The following is a 13,592-nucleotide window of genomic DNA, read 5'->3' on the forward strand; positions in this document are numbered from 1 at the left end:
TTAAGATTGTTTGATTTTAAGATTATTCGAAATAGAATAATCTTAAAATACAGTATCAATTTTATAGTGCATAAATTGTCTTTATTTAAAACTCAAAACTTTTCCCATCATCGGCTAAAAAAACTTCCGGAAAAATTGTTTCGGCTTCTTCTTTAAATAGTTCGATGCTTTGATATCTTGTAGAATAATGTCCTAAAATTAATTGCTTCGTATTAGATTTCAAAGCAATCATTGCAGCTTCTTTTGCAGTCGAGTGCAATGTTTTTTTTGCCAGATTTTCTTCTGATTGTAAAAAAGTAGATTCGTGGTATAATACATTTACATTTTCAATAATTGGAAGGACAGATTCATTATAAGCAGTATCAGAACAAAAAGCATAACTTTTAGCAGGAATAGGATCGAATGTTAATTTGTCGTTTTCAATGACTCTACCATCTTCCAGAGTGATGTCTTTACCGTTTTTTATTTTCTGATAATAACAAGTATCAATTTCATAATTTTGAACTGCATCTAAATTTAGTTTCCGCTCCCCTATTTTTTCTTGGAATAAAAACCCATTGGTATAAACACGATGCTTTAACGGAATGGTTTTCACCAAAACCTTTTCATCTTCAAATATTACTTCGCTTTCAAGAGATTCCAATTCATGAAAAAACAATCCGTAATTAGTCCAAGAATTGGACAGTCGCAATTGTAGCTTAATGATTTCTTGAATCCCTTTGGGTCCGTAAATATGCAACTCAGTGACTCTGTTAAGTAATGTAAAAGTGGAAACTAAACCCACTAATCCAAAAAAATGATCTCCATGCAAATGTGAAATAAAAATATGATTGATCTTAGAAAACCTGATTTTATTTTTGCGTAATTGCACTTGGGTCCCTTCACCGCAATCAATCAGAAAAAGTCTATTTTTTATTTCTAAAATCTGTGATGTAGGATTGGTAAAAGTTCTAGGTGTTGCGGCATAGCAACCAAGTATTGTTAATTTCAAGTTTTTGTGTATGGGTTATAGCGTATTTGGTTAAATCAATTAAACGGTTAAACAAATAACCGAATACACTAATTTAAAAACCTAAATCTCTTTCAATCTCTTCCATCTCAATTATATCATGAGCTTCTAATAAGGAAGGAACGACAGTTAATTTAGTAGGAACTGCATTATAATCAAAATCAGAAGTAACAATAACAAATGACTTTTTACCTTTCTTATGTTGTTTCGATAAAGGCAAAAATAACTTTATGCTATCAGTAGATAAATCTTTGTAAAGTAAGAGATCAATAATCAAGTTATGCTTTTCAAATGTTTTGTATTGATGCGTTACCTTCATCAAAAAAGAAGTAAAATCACCTTGTGTATCTTTAATTGTAATCGTGTGGCCTTTTTGATCTACTTTCATTTTTTTAAGTTTCAGAAGCTGCACAATGGCAGACAGGTTACCAAGTAGCTAAGTTACTAAGTTTTTATTTTAAATTACTGAATTTTTGATGCCAAAAGATAAATAACTGCCATTCTAATCGCCACACCATTTTCTACTTGATTCAAAATAACTGATTGACTGGAATCAGCCACTTCACTGGTAATTTCGACACCACGATTGATAGGCCCTGGATGCATGATTATGATTTCTTTATTCAGCGAATCCAGTAATGTTTTGTCAACTCCATATTGTTGTGCATATTCTCTTGTTGATGGAAAATAATTCACATCCATTCTCTCGTTTTGTACACGTAACATGTTAGCCACATCACACCATTCAAGCGCTTTTCTCAAATTAGGTTCCACAGTAACTCCAAGGGATTCAATATGTCTTGGGATAAGCGTTTTTGGTCCGCAAACTTTTACCTCTGCCCCTTGCATTTGTAAAGCATATATATTAGATAATGCTACTCTTGAATGTAGTACATCACCTATAATTACAACTTTTTTTCCTGCTACTTCTCCTAATTTTTCTCTAATTGAATAACTGTCTAATAAAGCCTGTGTAGGATGTTCATGCGCTCCATCACCTGCATTTACTATACTGGCTTTTACGTTTTTGGATAAAAAATAAGCTGCACCAGGATTGGCATGTCGCATCACCACCATATCCACTTTCATAGAAAGTATATTATTTACGGTATCGATAAGTGTTTCTCCTTTTTTCACTGAAGATTGTGCCGCTGAAAAACTAATCACATCGGCAGATAAACGTTTTTGAGCTAATTCAAAAGAGAGTTTTGTTCGGGTACTGTTTTCGAAAAAAATATTGGCAATAGTAATATCTCGTAAAGAAGGTACTTTCTTAATTGGTCGGTTGATGACTTCTTTAAAATGATCGGCAGTTTCAAAAATTAAGTCAATATCATTCTTGTTGATGTATTTTATTCCTAATAAATGATTTACGCTTAATTCTTTCATTTCTTTTTTACGATTATTAGTTTTTTTAATAGTTAGATTTCAAATATAATATTGTTTAACTTGTAATTAAATACACGCCATCTTCACCGTCATTTTCTTTCCAACTCACTTTCACTTTTTCGTTATTTATCGCATCTACCTGTCTTCCTCTATAATCCGGCTGAATAGGTAAATTGCGACTAAAACGTCTGTCAATTAAAACTAGTAGCTCAATTTCAGAAGGTCTCCCAAAAGATTGAATAGCAGTCAAGGCAGAACGTATGCTTCTTCCAGTAAATAAAACATCATCAATAAAAATAACTTTCTTATTTTCGACAATAAAATTAATCTTGGTTTTATTTGCTTCTAATGGTTTATCCGTTCTGCGAAAATCATCTCTAAAAAACGTAATATCCAGATAACCAAGCTTTATTTCCGGGGTTTGATATTCTTTTTCTAAAATTTCTTTCAAACGTTCCGCTAAAAAAATGCCTCTTGGTTGAATCCCTACCAAAATAGTGTCTGAAAAATCTAAGTGTTTTTCAATTAACTGACAGGCCAAACGATGTAATATGATAGTAACTTCTTTTGCAGTAAGTAATACTTTTTGACTCATGTTAAAGTGTGTTGTTTGGTTTTGCAAATATACGAATTCCACTTTATGATTTTATAATTATAAAGCGAGAAAATAGTTGCACTCATTATTTACCGAATGAAATCCATGTTGCTTTGTGCCAAATGTATTCTAAGGGCCCTTGCTTATGGGTTTTAAGCCACCAAGTACAAAAAGATAATTGGATACTAAATAATACAATTCCTATCAATAAACAGTATGTTGCTCCTGTATATTCAAAAAGACCAAGGCCATATCTATAATAAATAAAGGAACCGATCATGGATTGCATGATATAATTTGTCAAACTCATTTTCCCAAAAGGAATCAATTTAACAAGGACTTTATTAACAGAATCCTTTTGATACAGTAAAACAAAAGTAGAAACGAGTACTAACATAAATGCAACATTTGACCATGAAGCAAATATTATAGTCAACTTATTGGATAACGTTGCTCTTGTTACTATGTCAATCATATAGGTTTTCAAAAAATACAACGGTATAAAGGAAATGGTTGCATAGCGTAATACTTTGCTCCAAAACTGGGAATTTTCAACAGTTGTTGTAAAAAGTTGTTTTCTCCCTAATAACATTCCAAACATAAATAAAGCTGGAGCCTGGAAAAACCTTCCATTTTCCCATGACCATAATAAAGAGGCCGTTTTTCCTAATGTCAAGTTTCCAATTACATAATCAACGAAAGATCCATTTTTCATATAATACCCAATGCTTTCATAATAAGCATTAGACAAATTAGGAGGAGCTATATAATCTGGATTTAAAATATAATAAATACATCTCGCCCATTCCAAAGGTTGTAAAATTAAAATAACAGCTGTTATAAACACTGCCTTATTGCTCCAATTTACGACCGGTATCAATAAAAGCCCTAGAAAAGCATACAAAGTAAGAATATCACCTTGATAAAATGCCGTATTGATAATTCCGAAAACCAATAATAACATCATTCTCCAAAAAAATCGTCCTCTGAAGTCATTTCCTTTTTTAGCTTGATTATCGTTTTGAACGTAAAAACTAAAACCAAATAACAGTGCAAAAATGGCATACGATTTCCCCCCAAAAAGAAAAAATAAAGAATCCCAAACAATTTTATCTAAAGCCACTAACCAAGCTGGAAAATTTTCGGGCAAATAATAATATTCAAAATGTTCCACATTATGAAGTAACATAATGGACATAATTGCAAAACCACGCAAGGCATCAACAACATCTATTCGAGGAGCTTTTAAATTGAAAGTAATTTTCGTCATTTTATAAATTGGATTTAAATAGAAATAGTAAAACTCAAAAATATATTTTTTTTAATATGAAAATTAGTTAAAAAAAAATAATTATAAATTATAAATTAACATTTTGTTATTTTTTTTCCATATTTGTAAAATTTCACAAGAAACTACAAAAATTATATAACTAATCGTAATTCTATTTTTATACTTTTATAGTAACCTAAAATATAAAATCATGCAAAAAGAAATAACAAGAATATTGGTCCTTTTTATAGTACTAATTTCGTTTACAAGCTGTTCAGTAATAGAAGGTATATTTAAAGCCGGAGTGGGTGTTGGTATTTTTATTGTGATTGTTGCAATTGCTATCGTCATTTTTTTAATTAGCAAAATCGTTGGTAAAAAGTAATCAAAAAATTGACTGTAGTTTGATTCATATTTTTTAGTCAATTAAATAGCTAAAACTAGAGATTAGTTCAATAAAAAAAGCTTTCAAAAGTAATTTTTTGGAAGCTTTTTTTATTTTATCGATTGATTATTTGTATGTTTAAAAGTACTTTTAGTCTCATTCAAATTGTATTTAAAAAGAAAACGAAATAAATCATCATTTTTTGATAATCAAAAAAACATGTACTAAATCTAACTTTCAAGTATCTAAAAAAAAATTAACAACTAAAAAACTACAAATTTTAAATATCAAATGACTTTAATCGTATATACCAATCCGTTCATAGAATAAGTTAATTTATATTTTTTCGTACGATTATTTTTAATAATTTAACATAACATTTAAAAATTTAAAAGTAAAATATATGAAAAAATTTGCCCAAAAATCAAAAGTCTTATTGAATTTTTCCTGCCTACTTGTCTTTTTCAGCATAGTCTATTCTTGTCAAACTGAAGAATTAACGCCAGCACCTTCTGACGCTACAAATAATAAAACCGCAACTACAACATTAAAAACAAGCTTAGTGGCTCCAGTTTCTACTAAAATATCAAGTGGTAATTGTAGTATGGATTGTATTAAAGTTGATGGACCATATTTTAAAACAACAGATCAACAAATAGTTAGTTGGGGAGGCCGTAACAATGATCAAAAGAGCAAAACAGTAGACATTGAATATTATAATACAGCTACTGATTTTATTTTAAAAGTAAAAAGTTCTAATGGATGGAGCGATTTGGTAATCGATGGAGTTTCATCATGGACAACTGGTCCTGTTGCAGCTGGCGCTTGGGGTACTTTAACCATTCCGTTAAGCTCAGGATGGAAAGCTTGTGACGTTAAAATTTTTGCATTACAAGTTACAGGAAATGGACCTCAGGCCGTTTTTGATGTAAATTATAGTCTTTTTGGTGTTTGTAACGATTGTGTTACTTCATTTAAAGGAAAAGCCATTTCATGTGGTCAATCTCGTGAAGCTGTTTATACATTTAAATCAGATACTGATTTATCTTATTTCAAAATCCAAGGTGGATTGACTAACTTTACTGGCGCTAATGCTGTTGTAACTGTTACTGGTGGTACTAATACAACAACTACACAATCTACACCTGGTGGAAGTTCAAACAGAATAATAAAAGTTGAAGGAGGTATTTCTAAATGTTCTGAAATAACAATAAGAGTTACTTGGAATTCAACAAATACTGGTGGTATAATTACTGGAAGTTGGTCTGTATCGACAAATAATCCAAGTGTTGCTCCTGCTCCTATTGCTGGCTTAACTTGTAATTAGAAATAATTGTGGACAGTAGATTGATATAATAAAAAAGGCGAGTGTTTTAAAAAACACTCGCCTTTTTCTATATTAAAAACTCATCTTTTAAGAATACATTTTTGTTCTTAACTCCTGTACTTTTTCATCATCAAGATAATCATCAAAAGTCATGTAACGGTCAATCGCACCATTTGGAGTCAATTCAATAACTCTATTAGCAACCGTTTGAGAAAATTCATGATCATGAGTAGTAAAAATTACTGATCCTTTGAAGTTTTTCAAGGAATTATTAAAAGCTGTAATCGACTCTAAATCCAAGTGATTCGTAGGTTCATCAAGCATTAAGACATTGGCTCTTTCCATCATCATTCGAGACAACATACACCGTACTTTTTCTCCTCCAGATAGTACTCTACAAGTTTTCAAGGCTTCCTCTCCTGAAAAAATCATTTTCCCAAGGAAACTACGAATATTAACCTCATCACGCTCTTCTTCAGTTTTTACCCATTGACGCAACCAATCTACGAGCGAATAATCACTCTCAAAAAAAGAATGGTTTTCTACTGGCAAATACGCTTGATTTGTAGTGACTCCCCAATCGTAAGTTCCTGAATCTGCTTTTTGGTTTCCATTTAAAATTTCATAGAAAGCAGTTGTAGCACGAGAGTCTTTTGAGAAAAGAACGATTTTGTCGCCTTTCGCCATATTCAAATCTACTCCTTTAAACAAAACATCCCCATCTATTGAAGCACTTAGATTTTGTACGTTCAAAATTTGATCTCCTGCTTCACGCTCTTGGTCAAAAATAATCGCGGGATAACGACGACTTGAAGGTTTTATTTCAGAAATATTCAACTTACTAATCATTTTTTTACGAGAAGTAGCTTGTTTTGATTTGGCCACATTCGCAGAAAAACGACGAATAAATTCTTCTAATTCCTGTTTCTTTTCTTCAGCTTTCTTATTTTGTTGTGCGCGTTGTTTTGCAGCTAATTGGCTTGATTCATACCAAAAAGTATAATTCCCTGAATAATGATTTATTTTACTGAAATCAATATCCGAAATATGGGTACAAACTGAATCCAAAAAGTGTCTGTCGTGAGAAACAACAATTACTGTATTTTCATAGTTGGCCAAGAAATTTTCTAACCAAGCGATAGTCTCAAAATCCAAATCATTGGTAGGCTCATCCATGATAAGCAAATCAGGATTTCCAAATAGTGCTTGTGCCAAAAGGACACGAACTTTTATCTTTCCTTCTAAATCTCCCATTAAAGTATAATGATGTTCTTCAGTAATGCCAAGATTTGATAACATTGATGCGGCATCAGAATCAGCATTCCAACCATTCATTTCTTCAAATTGCACTTGCAACTCGCCTATTCTGTCTGCATTTGAATCATTGTAATCTAAATACAAAGCATCCATTTCTTTTTTGATGGCATATAGTGTTTTATTACCCATCATTACGGTCTCAAGAACGGTACTCTCATCAAACATATTATGGTTTTGGTTTAAAACCGACATACGTTTTCCTGGTTCCAAATGAATATGTCCTGATGTAGGATCCATTTCACCGGCAATTATTTTAAGAAAAGTAGATTTTCCAGCGCCGTTGGCTCCAATAACTCCGTATATATTACCGTGTGTGAAGGTAGTATTTACTTCGTCAAACAAAATTCGTTTGCCAAACTGAACTGATAAATTATTTACTGTTAACATGAATATTATTTTTATAAAATTTTTGCAAAAATACGAAAAAAATACTGATTTTTTTTATTCGGAAAATACATTTTTATGAATTGTAATTTGCTTAACATTAAAGTGCTAATCAAAAAAAATCCTGTCAGAATCAGACCTGTCAGGATTGCAATATTAATTTTCTTAAAACAAACCATTAACCAAATAGAAAAGAAACTAATATTTTATATCGATTTAAAACTTAAATTAACTTTTTTAAACTATTGTAAACTGCTAATTCTACATCAGCATTCTTTTTAGAATTACATTGTTCTAATAAATCATTCAAAATAGTTGGGTTTACCATTTGTTTATTCTCTATTATGAGTAACAATTGTTGTGATAAATCATTTAAACTTTTTGACAATGGTAAAAGCGGTTGCACCAGCGGAGCATTAGCACTTAAACTAATTAAGTCAGTATTCATAGCAATCCATTTTCTAAAAAAATTGGTCACCAAAATTTGATTTTCTTGACTTTTATTTTCTAAATAGTTTTTTACTGCAATATCAAAATCAAAAACATCTAATGCATCTGTAGTACATGCATCTGCAAATAAAGTCAACGGAGAATGCATTCGATATTTTTTCCCTCCACCATTACGGGTATAATTTTTCAACGGTTCACAAACATTCGAAAAATCATTCAGTGCTGCAGTTTTTTGATTGTTACTAATATTTCTCAAAATCACTTCTTTATTTCTTAAATGTGTAATTCCAAGTTCTTCTAATCTAAATGAAATTGTTTTCAATCTTTTGCGTAAGCTATTCATGTCGGTAACATTTTCATTAGACCACAATCGCTCCGCAATAGCAGCTGTTCGAGGCCAAATCCTTGAATCTATATTTAAAGGTGTTGCTAGCTCGCTCCACATTGCTGCTTCTCCACCCAATATTCTGGCTTTTTCATCCGGAGTCAAAATACTGTTTTTTGGTATCGGGTCATTCAAATAATGTTTCTCTACACCAAGCATTAAATCAATATAATAGCCATTTGATAAAACTGTTTTAAAGCCACTTTTTGCTGCTTTGATTAATGCCCCGCCAGAAGCAAGACCTTCATTCGTTCCTCTCCAGGCATGAATTATGGCATCTTTAGACATGTTTTCGGTCATTATTTCTTCCCAGCCCATCATTTTTTTGTTGTGCTTTTTCAACATTGGAATCAACTGCATGTTAAAATAGGTTTGCAAATCATGATTATTAGCCAAGTTGTATTTCTTCTTGAATTCCTGTATTTTAGGGTTTGCATTCCACTCTTTACCATTATTTTCATCACCTCCGATATGAAAATATTCTCCCGGAAATAACGGACAAACCTCATCAAAAATTTCACTTAACAATTGATAGGTTTTTGGGTTTGAAGGATCCAATGTTGCATTAAAAATTCCTGAATTTCTTTGCACTTCATAAATAACTTTTCCATCACTCACTTTACTTCCTACTTCTGGATAAGCAGTGAGCAACGCAGATGCATGACCAGGCACATCTATTTCCGGAATAACTAAAATCCCTCTTTCGTCAGCATATTTTACAATGTTTTTAATTTCTTCCTGAGTATAATAATACCCATCTGAAGCTAATTCAATCAATTTAGGATGTTTTTTCATTTCAATTCTCCATCCTTGGTCGTCGGCTAAATGCCAATGAAAAACATTCATTTTCATCGAAGCCATAGCATCAAGATTTCTTTTGATAACATCCACCGGCTGAAAATGTCTTGCTCCATCAATCATCAATCCTCTCCAGGTAAATCTTGGTGAATCTATAATTTCAACAGTAGGAAAATAATACGAGGTACTGTTATTTTGCAGTAATTGTAATAAAGTCTCCAAACCATACAAAGCGCCTAAATCAGATGTGGCATCGATTGATATTTTATTGGAAGCAATAATTAGTTTATAACTTTCATCCTCATTTATTGCTATTTTTCCGTTGCGAACACAATTAATTTGCAGTTCTGCTTCTGGACTTTCATTGACTTTTGTCAAAAAACTTTGCTCCAAGAACAATCCTGTTCTGCCATCCAATCTTCGTAAAAAGCGGGTTGCTCCAATAAAAATTCTAGGATTTGGATTACCGGTAATATTCACTTTAAAATTTTTGCTTAAAGCAAAAGTACCAGCTGTCAAATTTATATTTTGAGGCCACGGCATAAGATTTAATTGTTCTTTTTGTATCTGGGCATTTGACACAAAAGCAGCAAATAGTAATATTAGGATGTATTTCATATTTTTTTGTCCGGTTTTAAAGATAATTTTTAATAACTAAAACGCTTAAAAGCTTCAATAGCTTCATATTCGGCAAGACCTAAATTATCATACAATTTTGCGGTATTCTTATTACGATCTTCAGCTCTTACCCAAAATTCTCTGGAGTCGTTTCCTTGAAACATCACCCTGTCTTTTTGAGATTGATGGTATAAAATAGCATGTCTTTTTAACAAAACTTCGTCAGGACTTAAAGGAACTGCCATATCTATTTCGTGAATATCCCATTCATGCCAAGCACCTCTGTACAGCCACAGCCAACAATCATCCATGTATTTCTCTGTCTTCAATTGCTTCATAGCCGCAAAAATAGCATTCAGACAAACTTCGTGGGTACCATGTGGATCTGCCAAATCTCCTGCTGCAAAAACTTGATGTGGTTTTATTTTGGCAATAATAGCCGCCACTAAAGCTACATCTTTTTCGCCTATTGGATTTTTCTTTATTTGTCCGGTTTCGTAAAAAGGCATATCCAAAAAATGAATGTTTTCATCTTTCAATCCTATGTATCGTGTAGCTGCGTAGGATTCACGGCGTCTAATAAGTCCTTTTAACTTTCTAACTTCAAGAGAATCAATTTGGTTTTCTTTTTTATTATTTAAAAAATCGATAACCTCCTTAAAATTAATTTTAGTTTCATCAATACCTACAAAATCGTTGCAAACTTCAGCAAATTTTAATGCTTCGTCATCAGTAACAGCTATGTTGCCAGAAGTTTGATACACTACATGAACATCATGTCCTTGTTTTATTAATTTTGAAAAAGTTCCTCCCATAGAAATCACATCATCATCTGGATGCGGGCTAAAAAGGATTACTCTCTTTTTAGCTGGAGTAGCCCTTTCCGGTCTATACGTATCATCCGTCTTAGGCTTTCCTCCCGGCCATCCAGTTATCGTATGTTGCAACACATTGAACATATTTATGTTCAAATCGTAAGCTGAACCTTCTTGAGCTAAAAGATCAGACATTCCATTATTGTTGTAATCTCTGTCGGTTAGTTTTAAAATAGATTGGTCTGTTTTTTGGCAAAGCCAAACAATTGCTTTGCTTTTTAATTCTTGAGTCCAAATGCATTCTCCAACCAACCAAGGTGTTTTAAAACGGGTTAATTCTGAAGCTGCCGATTGGTCTAAAACGAAAGTTGCATTAGTATGGTTTTGCAAAAATGTAGCCGGAATTTCAGAGCTGATATCTCCTTGAATGGTTCTCTTTATAATATCGGCTTTATTTTGGCCCCAAGCCATTAACACAATCCTTTTAGATCTTAAAATAGTTGAAACTCCCATGGTAATTGCTCTTTTAGGAACATTGTCAATCCCATTAAAATCTGAGGAAGCATCTACTCTTGTAATATGATCCAAAGTAATTATTCGAGTTCCTGAATTGATGTGTGACCCCGGCTCATTAAAGCCTACGTGACCTGTACGACCAATTCCTAATAATTGAAAATCGAGTCCTCCAGCATTTTTAATATTCATTTCATAATCAATGCAATATTGATTCAGCTCTTCAATGGCTACTGTTCCGTCTGGAATATGAATATTTTCAGGCTTAATATCTATATGATTAAAAAGATGCTGATTCATAAAATAATGGTAGCTCTGATTGTTTTCTTTAGTCATTGGATAATATTCATCCAAGTTAAAAGTAATTACATTACTAAAACTAAGTCCTTCTTCTTTATGCATTCTAACTAGTTCCTCATATACTTTTATAGGTGAAGATCCAGTAGCTAAACCAAGGACACAAGATTTATTTTTCTCTTGTTTGGATTTAATCAATTCGGCAATTTCTTGAGCTACAATTACAGAGGCTTCTGTTGAGTTTTTGAAAATTTCGTTATGAATTTTTTCAAATCTAGTTTCTTCAAATTTACCTGCACTTTTATAGCTAATGTCGGGTTTAATTTCTAAAGCACTTTTCATTTTTTTTGTTTTAATTCTAATTTATAAAGATATGCTTTTTTTAAAATGGTATAAGTAATGGGAATCACTTATACCATTTAAATTCCATTCTTTTTATTTATTTTTTTTTAGAAATTAGGTCCGGTAGTATCCCACCAAAGTCTAGTTCCTCCCGTATCTGCTCCACCCAGTTTAGTCAGTCCAGTGGCTATACCCCCAGCATTTCCATCTTTTTCAGATTGCACAAAGTTTACCCTTCTTACCCCTAAATTAGAATCAATTTTTCCACCGCTGGTATTCTTAAGAACTGGTAATAATTTTGGATATCCCGTTCTTCTGTATTCTGACCAAGCCTCTTGACCTTCTGGGAAACCGGAAATCCATTTTTGAGTAATGATTTTTTGCAACTTCACTTCATTTGTAGCAACAGCGTCCCAAGCAACAGTCACATTATTTAATGCCACACCATTATTAGAAGGAAAATTAGGGTCAACATACGCTTTTGCCGTTTTCACATTATCAGCAATATAAGCTGTTGCTCCTGAAACACCATGTTGATTAAAAGAAGCAGTTATACCCATTTCATATAAACTTTGTGCTGTTCCACCCATATTCCAACCTCTTAAAGCACCTTCAGCTCTTAACAAATAAACTTCTGAAGTGGTCATTAAAACAATTTCTTTTGAATTTACAATTGGTCCGATTGCTGAAAAATCAACATGATCAGCTTTGGCAGCAATTTCTATTCCGGTACGAACTCCTTTGAACTGACCTGGAAATTGAACTGATGTATTAAAGAAAACTGGTAACCTAGGATCAGCATAACCTCCCATTATTGATTCCATATCGGCTGACATACGTATGTCTCCCCAAGCGGCACTAATTGTTGCAATTGGATTATTGAAAGTAGGCGATACTACTTTGAATAAATCATCATTTGATGTCATCACACCAAATTTTTGAGCAATCGCTTTTTCAGCTTCCGTTTTTGCCAAAGCCGGATTCTTTTTAACAATACGCATAGCTAATCTTAGACGCAATGAATTGGCAAATTTCACCCATTTTTTATAATCTCCTTTGTAAGAAGAAAGATCAGTAGTTACAAATGTGGAAGTTTCATTTGCATCTACTCTTTTTGTTAATTCAGCAACTGCAACATCTAATTCTTTAAACATTTGATTGTAAACTTCTTCTTGAGAATCATAAGCGATTACCGGATCAGTAGTTCCAAATTTTGAATATACAATAGGACCATAAGTATCTGTAATTCTATGCATTCCTTCTACTTTCAAAATCAAAGACAGCGCATAAAACTGATCGTATTTTCCTTTTGCTTTTTGTTCTACATTGTAAGCATTAAACATTACATCTCCATATGCGGATCCCCATGCAAAACCATTCCAGCCATCCACCAGATCATAAGTAGTGTTATTTGTTCCTCCTCTAAAAGCAGTTCCCGTAGCCATATAACCCGACCAAATATCTCCTTGCAATCCTTGTTGCACTTGGTATTTCCATTCTGGTGTAAGAACTATTATATTGTTGAACATTGGTCCAAATGAACCTTTAATATGATTAAAATCTTGTTCTAATAATTCCGGGGTAATACCGTTTGGATTAGTATTTATTTCTTCAAAATTATCTGTACAACTCACTGCAGCAAGCAAGGAAATACAAATAGCTGTTCTTTTTATAGTATTTAATTTCATGATTTTTTGA

General features: G+C 32.4%; 11 protein-coding genes. 2 read left to right on the forward strand and 9 right to left on the reverse strand.

Annotation, left to right across the window (positions count from 1 at the left end; translation table 11 throughout):
• Positions 1–85: 85 nt before the first annotated feature.
• From ACNQGG_RS11840 to ACNQGG_RS11860, 5 genes are all read right to left on the reverse strand, one after another.
• On the reverse strand, positions 86–991 hold the full coding sequence (locus ACNQGG_RS11840) for a ribonuclease Z (RefSeq protein WP_417964220.1): 906 nt from the start codon (positions 989–991) through the stop codon (positions 86–88).
• 73 nt (positions 992–1,064) lie between these two features.
• Positions 1,065–1,397, reverse strand: a complete 333-nt coding sequence (locus ACNQGG_RS11845; RefSeq protein WP_417964222.1) for a ribonuclease Z — start codon at positions 1,395–1,397, stop codon at positions 1,065–1,067.
• Between the two features lie 74 nt (positions 1,398–1,471).
• Positions 1,472–2,398 carry an aspartate carbamoyltransferase catalytic subunit gene (locus tag ACNQGG_RS11850; protein WP_417964224.1) on the reverse strand — a complete coding sequence of 309 codons (927 nt, stop codon included), beginning with the start codon at positions 2,396–2,398 and terminating at the stop codon, positions 1,472–1,474.
• A 55-nt stretch (positions 2,399–2,453) separates the two neighbouring features.
• On the reverse strand, positions 2,454–2,993 hold the full coding sequence (gene pyrR, locus ACNQGG_RS11855; protein ID WP_416837593.1) for a bifunctional pyr operon transcriptional regulator/uracil phosphoribosyltransferase PyrR: 540 nt from the start codon (positions 2,991–2,993) through the stop codon (positions 2,454–2,456).
• A gap of 85 nt (positions 2,994–3,078) precedes the next feature.
• Positions 3,079–4,263 (reverse strand): DUF418 domain-containing protein, encoded by a 1,185-nt coding sequence (locus ACNQGG_RS11860; protein ID WP_417964226.1) that lies wholly within the window; start codon positions 4,261–4,263, stop codon positions 3,079–3,081.
• 211 nt (positions 4,264–4,474) lie between these two features.
• On the opposite strand from ACNQGG_RS11860, the gene ACNQGG_RS11865 reads away from it, so the two are divergent.
• Both ACNQGG_RS11865 and ACNQGG_RS11870 read left to right on the forward strand, forming a co-directional pair.
• Positions 4,475–4,648: a hypothetical protein gene (locus ACNQGG_RS11865; RefSeq protein ID WP_417964228.1), complete on the forward strand. Its 174-nt coding sequence runs from the start codon at positions 4,475–4,477 to the stop codon at positions 4,646–4,648.
• 403 nt (positions 4,649–5,051) lie between these two features.
• Positions 5,052–5,975, forward strand: coding sequence for a hypothetical protein (locus ACNQGG_RS11870; RefSeq protein WP_417964229.1), 924 nt, complete (start codon positions 5,052–5,054; stop codon positions 5,973–5,975).
• Positions 5,976–6,062: 87 nt separating this feature from the next.
• On the opposite strand, the gene ACNQGG_RS11875 is transcribed toward ACNQGG_RS11870, so the two are convergent.
• The 4 genes from ACNQGG_RS11875 to ACNQGG_RS11890 all read right to left on the reverse strand — a co-directional run bounded on the left by ACNQGG_RS11875 (position 6,063) and on the right by ACNQGG_RS11890 (position 13,582).
• Complete coding sequence (locus ACNQGG_RS11875; protein WP_417964231.1) at positions 6,063–7,679, reverse strand: ABC-F family ATP-binding cassette domain-containing protein; 1,617 nt, start codon at positions 7,677–7,679, stop codon at positions 6,063–6,065.
• 220 nt (positions 7,680–7,899) lie between these two features.
• Entirely contained in the window at positions 7,900–9,927 is a 2,028-nt protein-coding gene (locus ACNQGG_RS11880; RefSeq protein WP_417964233.1) for a beta-N-acetylhexosaminidase, read from the reverse strand.
• A gap of 29 nt (positions 9,928–9,956) precedes the next feature.
• Positions 9,957–11,894 (reverse strand): glucosamine-6-phosphate deaminase, encoded by a 1,938-nt coding sequence (gene nagB / locus ACNQGG_RS11885; RefSeq protein ID WP_417964235.1) that lies wholly within the window; start codon positions 11,892–11,894, stop codon positions 9,957–9,959.
• A 107-nt stretch (positions 11,895–12,001) separates the two neighbouring features.
• The gene (locus tag ACNQGG_RS11890; RefSeq protein WP_417964237.1) at positions 12,002–13,582 is read right to left on the reverse strand and encodes a RagB/SusD family nutrient uptake outer membrane protein; all 1,581 of its coding nucleotides are present in this window, start codon (positions 13,580–13,582) and stop codon (positions 12,002–12,004) included.
• Positions 13,583–13,592 lie beyond the last annotated feature (10 nt).

The organism is Flavobacterium esculini (genome assembly GCF_048284325.1).
In the GTDB taxonomy this organism is placed as follows: domain Bacteria; phylum Bacteroidota; class Bacteroidia; order Flavobacteriales; family Flavobacteriaceae; genus Flavobacterium.